14 protein-coding genes are annotated in these 16,844 nt (G+C 65.1%); 13 read left to right on the top strand and 1 reads right to left on the bottom strand.

Annotated elements, in window-relative coordinates; genetic code table 11:
* Positions 1-84 precede the first annotated feature (84 nt).
* On the bottom strand, positions 85-1,536 hold the full coding sequence (locus V7Q81_RS05470; protein ID WP_333840919.1) for a diguanylate cyclase domain-containing protein: 1,452 nt from the start codon (positions 1,534-1,536) through the stop codon (positions 85-87).
* A 1,299-nt stretch (positions 1,537-2,835) separates the two neighbouring features.
* Here V7Q81_RS05470 and V7Q81_RS05465 point away from each other — a divergent pair.
* The 13 genes from V7Q81_RS05465 to V7Q81_RS05405 form a co-directional block, all read left to right on the top strand.
* Positions 2,836-3,288 (top strand): SUF system Fe-S cluster assembly regulator, encoded by a 453-nt coding sequence (locus tag V7Q81_RS05465; protein WP_333840918.1) that lies wholly within the window; start codon positions 2,836-2,838, stop codon positions 3,286-3,288.
* A gap of 25 nt (positions 3,289-3,313) precedes the next feature.
* On the top strand, positions 3,314-4,762 hold the full coding sequence (sufB, locus tag V7Q81_RS05460) for a Fe-S cluster assembly protein SufB (protein WP_333840917.1): 1,449 nt from the start codon (positions 3,314-3,316) through the stop codon (positions 4,760-4,762).
* A 29-nt stretch (positions 4,763-4,791) separates the two neighbouring features.
* Entirely contained in the window at positions 4,792-5,562 is a 771-nt protein-coding gene (sufC, locus tag V7Q81_RS05455) for a Fe-S cluster assembly ATPase SufC (RefSeq protein ID WP_333840932.1), read from the top strand.
* Positions 5,559-6,902: a Fe-S cluster assembly protein SufD gene (gene sufD, locus V7Q81_RS05450; RefSeq protein WP_333840916.1), complete on the top strand. Its 1,344-nt coding sequence runs from the start codon at positions 5,559-5,561 to the stop codon at positions 6,900-6,902. Before sufC ends, sufD begins: the two co-directional genes overlap by 4 nt.
* Positions 6,899-8,149 (top strand): cysteine desulfurase, encoded by a 1,251-nt coding sequence (locus V7Q81_RS05445; RefSeq protein ID WP_333840915.1) that lies wholly within the window; start codon positions 6,899-6,901, stop codon positions 8,147-8,149. Before sufD ends, V7Q81_RS05445 begins: the two co-directional genes overlap by 4 nt.
* Positions 8,150-8,174: 25 nt before the next feature.
* On the top strand, positions 8,175-8,621 hold the full coding sequence (gene sufU, locus V7Q81_RS05440) for a Fe-S cluster assembly sulfur transfer protein SufU (RefSeq protein ID WP_333840914.1): 447 nt from the start codon (positions 8,175-8,177) through the stop codon (positions 8,619-8,621).
* A gap of 10 nt (positions 8,622-8,631) precedes the next feature.
* Positions 8,632-8,988, top strand: a complete 357-nt coding sequence (locus V7Q81_RS05435) for an SUF system Fe-S cluster assembly protein (RefSeq protein ID WP_333840913.1) — start codon at positions 8,632-8,634, stop codon at positions 8,986-8,988.
* Positions 8,989-9,040: 52 nt separating this feature from the next.
* Complete coding sequence (locus tag V7Q81_RS05430; RefSeq protein WP_333840912.1) at positions 9,041-9,361, top strand: Rieske (2Fe-2S) protein; 321 nt, start codon at positions 9,041-9,043, stop codon at positions 9,359-9,361.
* 49 nt (positions 9,362-9,410) lie between these two features.
* Positions 9,411-9,827: a M67 family metallopeptidase gene (locus V7Q81_RS05425; RefSeq protein WP_333840911.1), complete on the top strand. Its 417-nt coding sequence runs from the start codon at positions 9,411-9,413 to the stop codon at positions 9,825-9,827.
* Positions 9,824-10,132 (top strand): ubiquitin-like small modifier protein 1, encoded by a 309-nt coding sequence (locus V7Q81_RS05420; RefSeq protein ID WP_333840910.1) that lies wholly within the window; start codon positions 9,824-9,826, stop codon positions 10,130-10,132. Before V7Q81_RS05425 ends, V7Q81_RS05420 begins: the two co-directional genes overlap by 4 nt.
* Before the next feature lie 9 nt (positions 10,133-10,141).
* Positions 10,142-11,314 (top strand): molybdopterin-synthase adenylyltransferase MoeB, encoded by a 1,173-nt coding sequence (moeB, locus tag V7Q81_RS05415; protein WP_333840909.1) that lies wholly within the window; start codon positions 10,142-10,144, stop codon positions 11,312-11,314.
* Positions 11,311-12,249, top strand: coding sequence for a PLP-dependent cysteine synthase family protein (locus V7Q81_RS05410; protein ID WP_333840908.1), 939 nt, complete (start codon positions 11,311-11,313; stop codon positions 12,247-12,249). Before moeB ends, V7Q81_RS05410 begins: the two co-directional genes overlap by 4 nt.
* A 95-nt stretch (positions 12,250-12,344) precedes the next feature.
* A partial coding sequence (locus V7Q81_RS05405) for an NAD-glutamate dehydrogenase (protein ID WP_442954769.1) occupies positions 12,345-16,844 on the top strand: 4,500 nt, incomplete at its 3' end.

The raw sequence follows: 16,844 nt of genomic DNA, 5'->3' as shown, positions 1-16,844 counted from the left end.
TTTGGTTGAAAACGATTCGTGGTGAGCCTCTTCGCAGGCTTAAGCGGTGGCTTGGCGCTCCAGGGAAGACGTGCCCTTTGGGGTTTAGGACCGGGACGGGGGACGCAGGCGGGCGTATAGGCGCTTGAGGGGATCCAAGGGCCCCGCCGTGCTGGGCGCTCTGGACCACGTACCGCTTGCTGTGTCGCTTACCGAAGATTCGGTGGGACGATACAAGCGCAGGGTGTTGCCTCCCGCGTCCCGGGCTGCGTTCATGGCCTCCTCGGCCCGGATGAAAAGCTTCTCCGGGCTGCCCCCGTGCTCCGGGAACAGACTCAAGCCCACGCTCAGGGTAAGGCGTAGCTCCTCGTCTCCAAGGGTCAGGGGTTGGGAGACCACCTGCACCGCCCGGTTCACCTGATCGATAATGGCGCCCCCGTCGGGCTCGCCGGGCAGGATCAGGGCGAATTCTCCTCCGCCGATGCGCACCACCACGTCCTTCTCTCGGATTGAGACGCCCAGGCGCTGGGCCACGGCCCGCAGCACCTGGTCTCCCATCAGGTAGCCGAGGCGCCGGTTGAGCTCCTGGAATCCGTCTAGATGCAGCAGGGCAAGCCCCACGGGCGAGCCGCTACGGGCGCCTTCGGACATGGCCAGCTGTAGCCGCCGGTAGAGATCGTTGCGTTGGGGTAACCCCGTGATGGGATCGTGGGTTGCCTGGCGCTGGATGGCTTCCAGATGCTGCTTGCGCTCGGTCACGTCTCGCATGAAGACGTCGAAATAGGCGATCTCGCCCCGCTTTCCGTGCACCGCGCGCCCGCTCTGGAGCACCCACACGCTTTCCCCGTCCCTGCGGCTTACCTCTACCTCGAAGTCGGTGACCACCCCTTCTTCGCGCAGCCGCCGCTGGAACTCGGCGTAGCGGGTAGGATCGGCGTAGAGTTGCAGCGGGATGTTGGACACGGAACCCATGAGCTCCCGAGGGGATTCGTAGCCGAACAGTTGCGCCGCGGCCGGATTAGCGTAGAGCCATGCGCCCTCGGGGGTACATTGAAAAATCCCCTCGGCTGCGTGCTCCACCATGCCGCGGAAACGTTCTTCCGACTTCTTGAGAGAGCGTTCCCAGCGTTTGCGGGTGGTGATGTCGGTCACCGTGCCTTCGACGGCCACGCGACGCTCGTCGGCGTCGATGATGCCGATGCCCCGCTCCAGTACCCAGCGCACCTGGCCGAGGGCATCAATCAGACGGTATTCCACTTCGAAGCGCTGGCAGGCTTCCAGGGCCTCCTCGATCGCGCGTCGCACGCGCCGCCGATACTGAGGCAGGATCAATTCCTCGAAGGCGGCCCGGGAGCGGAACACCGGATCCTCGGCCGGGAAGCCTGTGACCACGAGGCAGCCCCCGCCCATGAACTCCATGGTGCCCTCTTCGTCAGTACGATACCGGTACACCATCTGGTCCAGACGATCCAGCAAGCCCTGGAGGTCTATGCTTGCTTCGGGGCCTTCCCCTGAGGGCCCTGCGGAGTGCTCGGCGGTGTGGATGAGCTTTAGCATGGGTGGTTCCGTCGTGATCGAGCCGTCCCGGTACGGCCGGAAACGGCCCTCGCGCCCGGAATATTGCAAGCAATGTGCCATGCCGGGGCGCCGCGCGACCTTGCGATGAAAACGCTTACCCAACAAATCATTGGCAGGGCACTGGGGCTGCTCGAACGCGACCGCGGTGGCGCTTGCGGGTCAGATTTCCCACAGAGGGTGTCGTGCAGCAGGACGTCGGTACGGCTCCTCCAGGCGGTTTTGCTCGCAAGAGGTCCTGGATGGGCCGGATCTGGTCCTCGCTCATGCGGGTTGGGGCATGGCGGACGCTGGGAAATTCCAGGTCACGGGCCCTAGGTCCCCGTTCTGGCCGCACGGTCTCTAGGGTAGAAGGTCCGATGCCGCGCCCGGCAGAGCGCCAGCACGGGCAGCGGATCGCACCCTACAAGTCCACGGCACCACATCTTGGGAGAAACATTGGCGGAAAGCCTCTCCCAGGGGCGGATCGTCGTCGGGGGCGTTGCTGCCGTGTCCTCCGTGCGCCAGCGACTGGGGAGGGCGAAATAGTGCTGCTGGGGACTCTGAGAGGGGTCTGAACGGGGCGAAGGATTTTCCGTAAATAGGCCTCGAAGACCTTCCAGCGGGCGGACCGGGGATCTCGGCCGCATGGCACCCGATGCGATGGCGGACCTCTCGGGGAATGACCGGCGCCACGTCGTTTAGTACCAGCCAGCGAACAGAGGGAATGCTTTCGGGTCTCGCCAGCCTGATGCCGATGAGCCTTCCCCAGGGAGGTGCTCCCCAGCCCCCCCTGGGCTGGCGCCCAGCGAGGAAGGCAGGAAAGCGCTGCCAGACAGGGGGCTAGGGGCCGCTTACCCGGGCAATCAGGGCTGCCGCGTCCGAGACGCACAGGGGATAGCCGTGAGGGAGAGCTCGGCGGCGAGCTATATGCCCCTGCGCTGGACTACCACGTCCAGGCCAATGACCCAGTAGTCCCTGGTCTGGGCCCGCGTCTGGGAACCGAAATCCCGGCTGTTACGGGTGAGATCGGGGACGCAAATAACCCCATGGGGATTGCGAGGATCCCCCCTCGATGTAGGCGAAGCGGTGGAAGCCGTGGACCCAGTGGGAGAAAGTTATTTTGTTTCAAAAACTTATGTCAACATTGGAGACCTTCCCGGCGCTATCTATGTATCCATGATTGTTCAATGGGTTATAGCTTTGCTGCAACGCAATATGAGAAATTTTTGTTGAACTGCACGGCGATACAGGACTAAAATAGTCCTAAATTTGAGGGGAGCGGGAATCGCCATGATTCGCATGAGCAAATTGGCCGACTACGGCACCTTGGTGATGACCTACCTGGCGCGTCATCCGGCGGGGGTGCATAACGCCGCCGAAATCGCCGCCGCCACCCAGATTTCGCTCCCCACGGTGAGCAAGATCCTGAAGATCTTGGCCCGGGAGGCCATTTTGGTGTCCCACCGGGGCATGCGGGGGGGCTACAGCCTGGCCCGGACGCCGGACGCCATCACCCTCATGGAGATCATCGATGCCATCGAGGGACCCATCGGACTGACAGAGTGCTCGAGCGCCCCCGGGCTGTGCGAGCAGGAGACCTCCTGCTCGGTGCGGGTGAATTGGATGAAGATCAACGCCGCAGTGCGCCAGGCGCTCACGGGGGTGACCCTGGCTGACATGGCCCAGCCCACTTTGGCGGTGGTGAACACCGATCAGTTGCTCGCCCACCGCCGAGCCCAGGTCAACGCTTGAAAGGATTGCCAGAGGAGAATCTTCCATGTCGACGGCCGCACAACACCTGGACGAGCTGATCCGCCGGGAATATCAGCATGGCTTCGAGACGCCCATCGAGACCGACCTGGTTCCCAAGGGGCTCAACGAGGACATCATCCGCATGATCTCGGCGAAGAAGGAAGAGCCCGAGTTCATGCTGGAGTGGCGTCTCCAAGCCTATCGTCACTGGCTGACCATGCAGGAACCCCGCTGGTCAAGCGTGCGCTACCCGAGGATCGACTACCAGGACATTTATTACTACGCGGCACCCAAGACCAAGAAGGAGCGTCCCAAGAGCCTGGATGAAGTGGATCCGGAGCTGCTGCGCACTTACGAGAAGCTGGGCATTCCCCTGAAGGAGCAGGAGATCTTGGCGGGCGTGGCGGTGGATGCGGTGTTCGACAGCGTGTCCGTCGCCACCACCTTCAAGGACAAGCTGGCGGCCATGGGCATCATCTTCTGTTCCTTCTCCGAGGCGGTGCGGGAGCATCCGGAGCTGGTCAAGCGCTACCTGGGCTCAGTGGTGCCCTATACCGACAACTTCTTCGCTGCCCTCAATTCGGCGGTGTTCTCCGACGGCTCCTTCGTCTACGTGCCCAAGGGCGTCAAGTGCCCCATGGAGTTGTCCACCTATTTCCGCATCAACGCCAAGTCGACCGGCCAGTTCGAGCGCACCCTCATTATCGCCGACGAGGGCTCCTACGTCTCGTACCTGGAGGGCTGCACTGCGCCCATGCGCGACGAGAACCAGCTCCATGCCGCAGTGGTGGAGCTGATCGCCCTGGACAACGCCAAGATCAAGTATTCAACGGTGCAGAACTGGTATCCGGGGGACAAGGAAGGCAAGGGGGGCATCTACAACTTCGTGACCAAGCGGGGCGAGTGCCGCGGGGCAAACAGCCACATCTCCTGGACCCAGGTGGAGACCGGCTCGGCCATCACCTGGAAGTATCCGAGCTGCATCCTCAAGGGGGACAACTCGGTGGGAGAGTTCTACTCGGTCGCCCTCACGAACCACTACCAGCAGGCCGACACCGGCACCAAGATGATCCACGTCGGCAAAAACACCCGCTCCACCATCGTTTCCAAGGGGATTTCTGCTGGTCATGGCCGCAACGCCTACCGGGGCCTGGTGAAGGTGCTCAAGGGTGCCGAGAACGCCCGCAACTACACCCAGTGCGATTCCTTGCTGATGGGTGACAAGTGCGCGGCCCATACCTTTCCTTACATCGAGGTCAAGAACCCGACGGCGCGGGTGGAGCACGAGGCCACCACTTCCCGCATCGGTGAGGACCAGCTTTTCTATTGCATGCAGCGCGGCATATCCGCCGAGGACGCGGTCTCCATGATCGTAAACGGCTTCTGCAAAGAAGTGTTCAAGGAGCTGCCCATGGAGTTCGCGGTGGAGGCGCAGAAGCTCCTGGGGGTGAGCCTGGAAGGCAGCGTGGGCTGAGGATTAAGGATTCGAAAAAGGACATGACGATGCTGGACATCAGGAATCTGCACGTAACGGTGGAGGGCAAGGCCATCCTCAAAGGGCTCTCCCTCAAGGTGAACCCGGGAGAGGTGCACGCCATCATGGGGCCCAACGGCTCGGGCAAGAGCACGCTGGCCAACGTGATCGCCGGCCGGGAGGGCTACCAGGTGACCCAGGGCGAGGTGTTGTACCTGGGCCAGGACCTGCTGGCACTGCCGCCCGAAGAGCGGGCCCGGGCGGGCATTTTCCTGGCATTTCAGTACCCGGTGGAGATTCCCGGTGTCTCCAACGTCTACCTGCTCAAGGCGGCGGTCAACGCGGTGCGCAAGGCCCGGGGAGAGCCCGAGCTGGACGCCATGGACTTCCTGAAGCTCGTGAAGGAGCGAATGAAGCTGGTCCAGATTCCGGAGGAGTTCCTCTACCGCTCGGTGAACGAGGGCTTCTCCGGCGGCGAAAAGAAGCGCAACGAGATCCTGCAGATGGCGGTGCTGGAGCCCAGGCTCGCGATCCTGGACGAGACCGACTCGGGTCTGGACATCGACGCCCTTAAGGTGGTGGCGGAAGGGGTCAATTCGCTGCGCAGCCCGCAGCGCGCCATGGTGCTGGTCACCCACTACCAGCGGCTGCTCAACTACATCGTGCCGGATTTCGTGCACGTGCTAGCCCAGGGCCGCATCATCCGCTCGGGCGGACGGGAGCTCGCGCTCGAGCTGGAGAAACACGGCTACGCCTGGGTGGCGGCCCACGCGGGCGGAAGCCAGGAGGTACGGGCGTGAAGGTGGACGATCTCAAGGCGAACGCCGCGGCCCGCTACGCCGACGACTACGCGGCCGTGGCCGAGGGGCTTCCCGGGCACAGGGTGCCTTGGGTGCGCAAGGTGCGGGAGCAGGCCCTGGAGCGTTTCCGGGCACTGGGCTTCCCCACCATGCGTGACGAGGACTGGAAGTACACGAGCCTCATCTCTCTGGAGAAGGCGCATTTCGCGCCGGCCACGGAGTGGGCGGTGCCGCGCGAGCTCGAGGGCGCCCTGGCGGCCCATCGCTTCGCCCGCCTGGAGGCGGACTTGCTCGTGTTCGCGGACGGCCGTTTCGTGCCCCAGCTTTCCCGGCTGGGGCAGTTGCCGCCGGGCGCCCGGGTGACCTGCCTCGCAGAGCTGCTGGAGCAGGGGTCGGAACTACTCGCGCCGTACTTCGGGAGCGAAGCGTGGGGCGGAGCTCTGGCGGCGCTAAACACTGCCTTCGCCCGGGACGGGGCCGTCGTTCATTTGCAGCCCGGGGTGAAGCTTCCCCGTCCCTTGCATCTGCTGATCTTCGCGAGCGGCGGTGGGCGCGCGGCCCACCTGCGCCACTTGATCCAGGCCGAGGAGGGTGCGCAGGCGCTGATAATCGAGCACTACGTGGGCAGCCCGGGCGCTGCCGCCTTCACCAACGCCCTGACCCAGATCTCGGTGGGTCCTGGCGCGGCGGTGGAGCACGTGAGGCTGCAGCAGGAGGACGTGAGAACTATCCATCTGGCGGGCCTCTATGCCGAGCAGCGCCGGGACGCCCGCTTCGTCTCCCATTCCATGGCGCTGGGGGCCCAGCTCTCCCGTACCGACATCGCCGTGGCGCTCAATGACGAAGGGTGCGAAACGACCCTGAACGGGCTGTACTTGGTGGGCGGGCGCCAGCACGCGGACCATCACACCCGCATCGACCATGCCAAACCCCGCGGCACCAGCCGGGAGTATTACCGCGGGGTGCTGGATGGGGCCGGCCGGGGCGTGTTTAGCGGACGGGTGGTGGTCCATCCCGGGGCGCAGAAGACCGATGCGGAGCAGACCAACAACAACCTGCTCCTTTCCCGGGACGCCGAGGTGGACACCAAGCCCCAACTGGAGATCTACGCCGACGACGTGAAGTGCGCCCACGGCGCCACCGTGGGACAGCTCGATGAGGACATGTTGTTCTATCTGCGCTCCCGGGGCCTGGGGGAGGTGGCGGCAAGAAACGTCCTTACCTACGCCTTCGCCAACGACGTGATCAACCGCATCGGCCTCAAACCCGTGCGCGTGCGGCTGGAGGAGTTCTTGATCGGGCGCTTGCCCGAAGGTGAAACCATCAGGGAGCTGGTATGAGCGCAACGAAGGAAGCCCTAATCCGACATGTGGCTCCGGCATACCGCTGGCGTGAGGACTTTCCCATCCTCAAGCAGCAGGTCTATGGCAAACCCCTGGTCTATCTGGATAACGCTGCCACCAGCCAGAAGCCGGCGTCCGTGATCGAGACAGAACGGCGCTACTACGAGGAATGCAACGCCAACGTGCACCGCGGCGTGCATGCCTTGTCCCAGAAAGCCACTGACGCCTACGAGGGGGCCCGGCAAAAGGTAGCTCGCTTCTTGAACGCCCGCTCGGCTCGGGAAATCGTATTCGTGCGCGGCTGCACCGAGGGGGTCAACCTGGTGGCCCAGAGCTATGGGCGTACCGTTCTCAAGCCCGGCGACGAAGTGCTCATCACCGCCATGGAGCACCACTCCAACATCGTGCCGTGGCAGATGGTGTGCCAGCAGACTGGGGCGGTTCTCAGGGTGGCGCCAATCAACGATGCCGGCGAGATGGTGTTCGAGGAGTTCGAACGGCTTGTCTCCGAACGTACTCGCATCGTGGCGGCAGTGCACGTGTCCAACGCCCTGGGCACCATCAACCCGGTCGAGCGCATCGTGGAGCGGGCCCATGCCGTGGGGGCCAAGGTGTTACTGGACGGGGCCCAGGCGGTCCCCCACGTCCCGGTGGACGTACAGGCCTTGGACTGTGACTTCTATGCCTTCTCTGGTCACAAGATCTACGGTCCCACCGGGATCGGAGCGCTCTATGGCAAGGAGGCGTTACTTGCCGCCATGCCGCCGTACCAGGGCGGGGGCGACATGATCAAGGTGGTCACCTTCGACAAGACGCTCTACAACGACCTGCCCTACAAGTTCGAGGCGGGTACGCCCCACATCGCCGGTGCCGTTGGTCTCGGGGCGGCCCTGGATTACGTGATGGGCATCGGCATGGAAGCGATTGCCGCCCACGAGCACGCCCTGCTCCAGTACGCGACCGAGGCGGTGGCCGGGATCAAGGGCTTGCGTCTGGTGGGCACCGCCCGGCACAAGGCCGGGATCCTGTCCTTCGTGATGGACGGCGTGCATCCCCACGATATCGGCACCATCCTGGACCACCAGGGAGTAGCGATTCGTGCCGGGCACCACTGTGCCATGCCGGTGATGGACCGCTATGGGGTGGCGGCCACTGCCCGGGCGTCCTTCGCCCTATACAACACCCGGGAGGATGTAGACGCTCTGGTGGCGGGCTTGCACAAGGTTCGGGAAGTCTTCGGTTGAGGTTGGTTTTCACAGTGAGGTGAGCGTGGCGGACCTGCGGGAGCTGTACCAGGAAGTCATCTTCGACCACAACCGGAATCCGCGCAATTTCCGGAAGATGGAGGACGCCCATCGCCATGCCGAGGGCTATAACCCCATGTGCGGGGACAAGGTGACCGTGTACCTGAAGCTCGAGGGCGAGGTGATCGGGGACGTGAGTTTCCAGGGATCGGGCTGCGCCATCTCCACGGCCTCCGCTTCCCTGATGACCGAGGCGCTCAAGGGCAAGACCCTGGAAGAGGCGCAGCGTTTGTTCCAGGCGTTCCACGCCATGGTGACCGACTCGGACGAAGGCGGCCATGCCGACCTGGGCAAGCTGGAAGTGCTTGCTGGAGTGCGGGAGTTTCCGGCTCGGGTGAAGTGTGCGACCCTGGCCTGGCATACCCTTCACGCCGCCTTGAGCGATCAGAAGACGCCGGTGTCCACAGAATGAGAAGACGCCCATGAACACCCGTTGGGAAGACGTGGCGCAAAGGCAAGACGAAGCGATACCCCAGGAAGGGATCGAGAGCCAGGTGATCGCGGCTCTGCGGGAGATTTACGATCCCGAGATCCCGGTCAACATTTATGACCTGGGATTGATCTACGGCCTGGAGGTGACGCCGCAGGGTGAGGTGCTGATCACCATGACCCTCACGGCGCCGGGCTGCCCCGTGGCCCAGAGCTTTCCCGACGTGGTCCGGGAGCGGGTAAGCGCCGTCGAAGGGGTAAAGGACGTGAAGGTGGAGCTGACCTGGGAGCCGCCCTGGACCATGGAGCGCATGTCCGAGGCGGCGAAACTGCAATTGGGAATGCTGTGAGGAGCGCCGCAAGCTCGGCGCCTCGCGCTCGAGAAGGATACGCTGATTCGCCATGACCCAGTGGTACGATGTCGCTCCTGTGGAGGAGATCCCGCCGGGCACCTGCCGCACCGTGGATCTGGACGGGCGGCCGGTGGCGGTAATCAACCTGGAGGGGCAATTCTACGCCATCGAGGATCTGTGCACCCATGACGGCGGAGATCTCGCAAGCGGCGACATCGAGGGCGATGTGATCGTGTGCCCGCGCCACGGCGCCCGCTTCTCCATCAAGACCGGAGAGGTGCTGGCGCCACCGGCCTACGAGGATATCGCCACTTTTCCGGTACGGGTGGAGAACGGGATGGTGCAGGTCTGCGATCGGCCCGCCGGGTAGGCTCCCGTGCCGCCCGACGGCGGGCGAATCGGCAAACGGAGGAAGCTCGATGGCAACGCTCCATTTGCCCCCAGCCGAGCAGGCGCGTCTTCGTGCCTGGGCGGAAAAAGGCTATCCCCAGGAGACCTGTGGCGTGCTCATCGGCCGCAGCCGCGACGGCGTCACCGAAGTGGTGGAAGTCTTCCCGGCCCGCAACCTCAACCAAGAGCGGGCACGGGACCGCTATTTCCTGGACCCCCAGGATTACCTGAAGGCCGACGAGTCCGCCCGGGCGCGGGGGCTTTCCATCGTCGGCGTCTGGCATTCCCACCCCGACCACCCGGCCCGCCCGTCTGCCACCGACCGAGCCCACGCCTGGGAGGGGTGGTCTTATGTGATCGCTTCCGTGGGCCCGGAGGGCCTGACGGAGCTGCGTTCCTGGCGGCTCAAGGACGGCGTGTTCGAAGAGGAGGTTGTTAACCCATGAGCACGGTCAAGATCCGCATTCCCATGCCCCTGCGTTCCTATACTGACGGTGCCGAGGAGGTGGAGGTGGCTGGAACCACGGTGGGGGAGGCGCTGCAGGCCCTCGGCCGCCGCCACGAGGGGCTGTTGCCCCGGGTGCTGGGGCCCGATGGGGAGCTGCGCCAGTTCGTGAACGTGTTCATCGCCGGGCGCAACGTGCGCAGCCTGAGCGGCCTGGCGACCCCCGTGTCCGACGGAGACGTGCTCTCCATCGTTCCGGCAGTGGCGGGAGGCGGCGACGCGGCGTTTTCCCGGGCGTCCGATTAGGAGGTCGTCATGAAAGCGCGGGACCTGAGACTGGCAGAGCTGAAGCAAACCGTCCCTGAAGTGACACCCGCCGAAGCCCTGGCGCTTCAGGCGAAGGGTGCCGTTCTGGTGGACGTGCGGGAAGCCGAGGAAATCGCCCAGGGCAGCCCGCCGGGGGCGCACCGGCTCGGGCGAGGTTATCTGGAGCTCAAGATCGAGGATGTGGTGCCGGACTATGACCGCCCCATCGTTACCCTATGCGCCGGCGGGGCGCGCTCCCTCTTCGCCGCGGAGGAGCTGAGGCGGCTCGGCTACAAGAAGGTCTATTCCATGGCGGGTGGCTTTACCCGCTGGAAGAACGAAGGGCTGCCAGTGGAAGTGCCACCGCGCTTCGCGCCGGCCGATCGGGAGCGCTACTCGCGCCATCTACTCATGCCAGAGGTGGGGGAAGCGGGTCAGCTCAAGCTCATGCAGTCGAAGGTCCTGCTGATTGGCGCTGGCGGATTGGGCAGCCCCGCGGCGCTGTACCTAGCAGCTGCCGGCGTGGGCACTCTGGGGATCGTGGACCACGACGTAGTGGATCGCAGCAACCTGCAGCGCCAGGTGCTCCATACCGACGAGCGAGTGGGTACCTCCAAGGTCGCTTCCGCTAAGAGAACCCTCAACGCTTTGAATCCGGCGGTGAAGGTGGTGGGCTACGAAACCCACCTCTCCAGCCGCAACGTGGAGGAGATCTTCTCCGGCTACGACCTGGTGGTGGACGGCTCGGACAACTTCCCGACCCGCTACCTGGTGAACGACGCCTGCGTGAAGCTTGGCATTGCCAACGTGCACGGGTCGGTGTTCCGCTTCGAAGGCCAGGTCACGGTATTCTGGCCTCGCTGGCCCAAGCGCCGCGGGCCTTGTTACCGCTGCCTCTATCCGGAGCCCCCGCCTGCGGAGCTCGCCCCCTCCTGCGCCGAGGCGGGCGTGCTGGGGGTACTGCCCGGGATTATCGGGCTGCTCCAGGCCACCGAGGCGATCAAGCTGATTCTGGAGATCGGTGACCCTCTGGTGGGACGGTTGCTGTACTACGACGCGCTGCGTGCGCGCTTCGACGAGCTCACCCTGGAGCGGGACCCCCGCTGCCGTTACTGCGGGGACGGTATCCAGTTCCCCGGCTACATCGACTATGAGCGTTTCTGCGCGAGCGCCACGCCATGAAACCGGAGCGGCCACAAGCCCTCGACTCCCACCCCCTCCTCGCCCGCATCGGAGGGACTCCTCTGGTGGAGATCCAGCTTGCCCGGGAGATGGGGGTGCGGCTCTTTGCCAAGCTGGAAAGCGTGAACCCGGGCGGCTCCATCAAGGACCGGCCAGTCGCCCGCATGCTGAGGCAGGCCGTGGCCGAAGGGCGCTTCGTCGGAGGACGGCGGCTGCTGGACTCCTCCTCGGGCAACGCCGGCATCTCCTACGCCCTGCTGGGCGCGGCCCTGGGCATTCCGGTCACCCTGGTGGTGCCGGGTAACGCCAGCGAGGAGCGGCTCGCCCGCATCGCCGCCCACGGCGCCGAGTTGATCCTCACCGACCCCCTGGAAGGCTATGACTTCGCCTTGCGGGAAGCGAAGCGGCTGGCGCAGACCCACCCCGAGCGCTACTGGTATTGCGACCAGTATTCCAATCCGGAGAACTGGCGCGCCCATTACGAGACCACGGGCCGGGAGATCCTCAAGCAGTTGGCGCAGCAAGGGCTGGGCCCTCCGGACGCGTTTGTTGCTGGCGTGGGGACTGGAGGCACCATCACCGGCGTCGGGCGCCGGCTCAAGGAAGCACGGCCCGACGCGTACGTGGCGGCGGTCATTCCCGAGACCTTCCCGGGCATCGAAGGGCTTAAGCCCTTGGGCCATCCGGGCGACATCGTGCCCGCCATCCTGGACGAACCCTTGATCGACCAGCGCATCCCCGTCACCCTGGAGGAGGCGGTGTCCCTGTGCCGCCGGCTTGCCCGGGAAGGCCTGTTCGTCGGACCCTCCTCGGGCGCTTACGTGCACGGAGCGCTCCAGCTCGCCGCCACCGGCCGCTTTCGCATCCTGGTCACCGTGCTCAACGACACCGGGGAGCGCTACGTTTCGACCGGCATGTGGAAGCGGGCTGCATAGCCACGAAGCTCGTTCTCAGCGACGGGGATTTCCGCTAATCTCGCCCTGCAGGGCTGCCCTCCGGCGGCCCGAAAGACCTGCTCCTGGGAGCCCTCTTGAACCTGCGTGTCGAAGACAGCGCCGATCTGGTCGAGGAAGTCCTCGCCCTGGTGCGCGCCCGTGTCCCCCTGCGAGAGCAAGCCCAGGTGATGGAGTTCATCCGGCAGTTCTACCGGCAGGTCGACCCGGAGGACTTGCGCGAGCGGGAAACAGCCGATCTATACGGTGCTGCCCTATCCCAGTGGCATTTCGCGCGGCGCCGCGCCGGGGACGGGCCCAAAATGCGGATCTACAATCCGCGGGTCGAGGAACACGGCTGGCAAAGCCCCCATACGGTCATCGAGCTGGTGAACAGCGACCGGCCGTTCCTCGTGGATTCCGTGCGCATGGAGGTCAACCGCCAAGGCTACGCTATCCATCTCATCATCCATCCGGTGATGCGGGTACGGCGGGACGGGGAGGGAAATCTGCTGGAGATCCTGCCCCCCGGCCCGGCTGAGACGGCGGAGGTACCAGAAGCCCGTTATGAATCTTTCATGCATGTGGAGATGAGCCGGGAGACGGATCCCGAGGACCTGACCCGGCTGGAGCAGGGGCTCATGCGGGTGCTGGAGGACGTGCGCGCGGCGGTGGACGACTGGAAGCCCATGGTCGCGCGCATGCGCCAGACCGTGGAGGCGATCCGCGCCTCTCCCCTGCCCCTTGCACGGGAGGAGATCGCGGAAGGGATCGCCTTCCTTGAATGGCTGATGAACGACCATTTCACTTTTCTTGGCTGCCGGGACTATGACCTCGCTAGCGAAAACGGCGAGGACGTGCTCAAGGTGGTGCCGGGTTCCGGGCTTGGCATTTTACGGGAAAAGGGGGGTGAAGCCCAGTCGGTGAGCTTTGCGACACTTCCTCCGGAGGTGCGAGAGCGGGCTCGGGTGCCAGAGCTCTTGATCCTCACCAAGTCCAATTCCCGTGCCACCGTGCACCGGCCAGCGTACATGGACTATGTGGGCATCAAGCGCTTCGACCTCGAGGGACGCGTCGTCGGCGAGCGCCGCTTCCTCGGGCTCTACACCTCGACCGCCTACAGCGCCGGGGTTCAGGAGATCCCGGTGCTGCGCCAAAAGGTGCGGGCAGTGGTGCAACGGGCAGGGCTGCTGCCGGGCAGCCACATGGGCAAGAATCTCCTTACCATCCTGGAGACCTACCCCCGCGACGAGCTGTTCCAGATTTGCGCCGACGAGCTGTACGGGATCGCCATGGGCATCCTGCGCTTGCAGGAGCGCCAGCGCACGCGCCTGTTCGTGCGCCGCGATCGCTTCGGGCGCTTCTTCTCGTGTCTCATCTTTGTCCCACGGGACAGCTACAACACCGAGGTACGCCAGCGCATGCAGCAGGTGCTCATGGAGGCGTTCCACGGCGTCTCGAGCGAATTCAGCGTGAGCCTGACCGAGTCGGTGTTGGCCCGGGTGCTGATCGTGGTCCATACCCGGCCCGGGACGGTCCCGCAGTACGACACGCGGGAGCTGGAAGCGCGGCTGGTGCGGGTGGCCCGCCGCTGGGAGGACGACCTGGCGGAGGCACTTATTGCCCGGCTGGGGGAAGAACGGGGAACGCGGCTTGCCCGCGCATACCAGGGCGCCTTTCCAGCGGGCTACCGGGAGGATTGCAGCCCGCGTGCGGCAGTCCATGACATCGAAATCATGGAGGGACTCGGGGAAGAGGACCTGGGCATGAGCCTCTACCTGCCTCTAGAAGCCCCCGAAGGAGTGTTGCGCTTCAAGCTATTGCGGCGCGGGGCCCCGGTACCTCTTTCCCAGAGCTTGCCCATGCTGGAGCACATGGGGGTGCAAGTGCTGGACGAGCGCCCCTACGAGGTCAAGCCTGAAGGTGCTGCTCCCGTATGGATTCACGACATCGGGCTCGCCACCAGCAAGGGCGCAGAAGTGGATATCGACGCGGTACGGGAGCTGTTCCAGGACGCGTTTCTCCACGTCTGGCGCGGGGAGGCGGAGAGTGACGGTTTCAACCGACTGGTGCTGGGTGCCCACCTTAGCTGGCGCGAGATCGCGCTGTTGCGGGCCTACGCCAAGTATTCCCGCCAGTGTGGGGCTGCCTTCAGCCAGGCGTACATGGAGCACGCCCTGGCGGCCCATCCCGCCATCGCCGCCAAACTGATCGCCCTGTTCCACGAGCGCCACGACCCGAGCCGTTGCGTCGGAGCCCAGGAGCGGGCCCAGGCGCTCGTGCGGGCGATCGAAGCGGACCTGGAGGGGGTCGCGAGCCTGGACGAGGACCGCATCCTGCGCCGCTTCCTGGCCCTGATCCTGGCGACCTTGCGCACCAACTTCTACCAGCGGACGGGCGAGGGCCGGGCGAAGCCCTATATCTCCTTCAAGCTCGATCCAGCGAGAGTGCCCGGGATGCCCGAGCCGCGGCCCATGTTCGAGATCTACGTCTACTCGCCCCGGGTGGAGGGGGTGCACCTGCGGGGCGGAAAGGTGGCGCGGGGTGGCATCCGTTGGTCCGACCGCATGGAGGATTTTCGCACCGAGATCTTGGGACTCATGAAGGCCCAGATGGTGAAAAACGCCGTCATCGTGCCGGTGGGGGCCAAGGGTGGATTCGTGGTGAAGCAGCCACCCACGGTGGACGACCGGGAGGCCCTGCTCGAAGAAGGGGTGGCATGCTACTGCACCTTCATCCGCGGGCTGCTGGATCTCACGGACAACCGGGAAGCAGGGCGGGTGGTACCGCCGCCGGACGTGGTGCGCCATGATGACGACGATCCCTACCTGGTGGTGGCGGCGGACAAGGGCACCGCCACTTTTTCCGACATCGCCAACGCCATCGCCCGGGAGTACCGCTTCTGGCTGGGCGACGCCTTCGCTTCCGGAGGCTCCGCTGGCTACGACCATAAGAAGATGGGTATCACCGCCCGGGGCGTGTGGGAGTCCGTGAAGAAGCACTTCCGCACGTTGGGGGTCGACATCCAGGCGACCGACTTCACGGTGGTCGGAATCGGCGACATGTCAGGGGACGTGTTCGGCAACGGCATGCTGCTCTCCCGCCATATCAAGCTGATTGCCGCCTTCGACCACCGGCATGTCTTTATCGACCCGGACCCGGATCCCGAGACGAGCTATCGGGAGCGAGAGCGGTTATTCCGCCTGCCACGCTCTTCCTGGGCTGACTATGACCCCAAGCTCATCTCTGCAGGGGGCGGGGTCTATCCCCGTAGTGCCAAGTCGATCGCCCTCTCCCCCCAGGCGCGCCGGGCCTTGGGGATCGATGCCGCGGCGCTCACCCCTGCAGACTTGATCCGCGCCATTCTCAAGGCCCCGGTGGATCTTCTCTACAACGGGGGCATCGGCACCTACGTGAAAGCAAGTACCGAGTCCCACGCTGACGTAGGCGACCGGGCCAACGACGCAGTGCGGGTGGACGCTCGGGAGCTGCGTTGCCGGGTGGTGGGGGAAGGAGGCAACCTGGGGTTCACCCAGCGCGGCCGTATCGAGTATGCCCTGCGGGGCGGGCTGATCAACACCGACGCTATTGACAATTCGGCCGGCGTCGACTGCTCAGACCACGAGGTGAACATCAAGATCCTGCTGGACGCCGTGGTGGCAGAGGGGGAGCTTACCGAAAAACAGCGCAAGCGCCTCCTAGAGGAGATGACCGACGAAGTGGCGCGACTCGTGCTGCGGGACAACTACGATCAGGCCCAATCCCTCGCCGTGAGCGGTGCCATGGGGATGGCGCTGCTTGACCCCCAGGTCCGCTTCATGCGTTATCTCGAACGGCAGGGCAGGCTTGACCGTGCCCTGGAGTTCCTGCCTTCCGACGAAGAGATTGCCGCTCGCAGGAACGCCCGCATCGGGCTGACCTCCCCGGAGCGGGCGGTGTTGCTCGCCTATAGCAAGATTTGGCTGTTCGAGGAGTTGGTGCGCGAGCGTGTCCCCGAGGACCCCTTCATCGGCCGGGCCCTGGCGGAGTATTTCCCCACGCCGCTCAGAAGCCGCTACGGGACCTACATGGAGCGCCATCCCCTGAAACGGGAAATCATCGCCACCCAGGTCTGCAACGCCCTGGTCAACCGCATGGGCAGCGCTTTCGTCTACCGTATGATGGAGGAGACTGGGGCGGCGCCTGCTGACGTGGTGCGCGCCTACGTAGCCGCCCGGGAAGTGTTTCAGATGCCCGCGCTGTGGCGGGAGATCGAGGCGCTGGACAACCGGGTGCCAGACCCGGTCCAGACCGCGCTGCTCGTGCGCTCGAGTCGCGTACTGGCGCGTGCCACCCTATGGGTCCTGCGCCAGCGGTTACACGCCGCCGATCTGGAACAGACCATCGCCCGTTTTCGCGCTCCACTGCAGACCCTGGCTGCAGCGCTGGGCGAGCTGCTGCAGGAAGAAGACCGCGAGCGGCTCGAGGAAGAAACGAGGGAATACGTCGAGGGCGGCGTGCCGGCCGCCCTGGCGCTGGGGGTGGCCCGGCTCGAGCCCCTGTCCGCCGCCCTGGACATCGTGGAGGTTTCCAGGGCCACCGGCCGTCCGGCGTCCAGC

Origin of the sequence: Pelomicrobium sp. (assembly GCF_036803785.1) — a bacterium.
GTDB lineage: Bacteria > Pseudomonadota > Gammaproteobacteria > Burkholderiales > UBA6910 > Pelomicrobium.
This window is presented reverse-complemented; position numbering and strand designations above follow the sequence as displayed.

What these genes read in the sequence shown, in the direction of transcription:
- V7Q81_RS05445 (WP_333840915.1), top strand. Translation starts at nt 6,899, where the DNA reads ATGAGCGCAACGAAGGAAGCCCTAATCCGACATGTGGCTCCGGCATAC.
- V7Q81_RS05465 (WP_333840918.1), top strand. Translation starts at nt 2,836, where the DNA reads ATGAGCAAATTGGCCGACTACGGCACCTTGGTGATGACCTACCTGGCG.
- V7Q81_RS05425 (WP_333840911.1), top strand. Translation starts at nt 9,411, where the DNA reads ATGGCAACGCTCCATTTGCCCCCAGCCGAGCAGGCGCGTCTTCGTGCC.
- V7Q81_RS05435 (WP_333840913.1), top strand. Translation starts at nt 8,632, where the DNA reads ATGAACACCCGTTGGGAAGACGTGGCGCAAAGGCAAGACGAAGCGATA.
- sufB (WP_333840917.1), top strand. Translation starts at nt 3,314, where the DNA reads ATGTCGACGGCCGCACAACACCTGGACGAGCTGATCCGCCGGGAATAT.
- V7Q81_RS05470 (WP_333840919.1), bottom strand. Translation starts at nt 1,536, where the DNA reads ATGCTAAAGCTCATCCACACCGCCGAGCACTCCGCAGGGCCCTCAGGG.
- V7Q81_RS05430 (WP_333840912.1), top strand. Translation starts at nt 9,041, where the DNA reads ATGACCCAGTGGTACGATGTCGCTCCTGTGGAGGAGATCCCGCCGGGC.
- V7Q81_RS05410 (WP_333840908.1), top strand. Translation starts at nt 11,311, where the DNA reads ATGAAACCGGAGCGGCCACAAGCCCTCGACTCCCACCCCCTCCTCGCC.
- sufC (WP_333840932.1), top strand. Translation starts at nt 4,792, where the DNA reads ATGCTGGACATCAGGAATCTGCACGTAACGGTGGAGGGCAAGGCCATC.
- moeB (WP_333840909.1), top strand. Translation starts at nt 10,142, where the DNA reads ATGAAAGCGCGGGACCTGAGACTGGCAGAGCTGAAGCAAACCGTCCCT.
- V7Q81_RS05420 (WP_333840910.1), top strand. Translation starts at nt 9,824, where the DNA reads ATGAGCACGGTCAAGATCCGCATTCCCATGCCCCTGCGTTCCTATACT.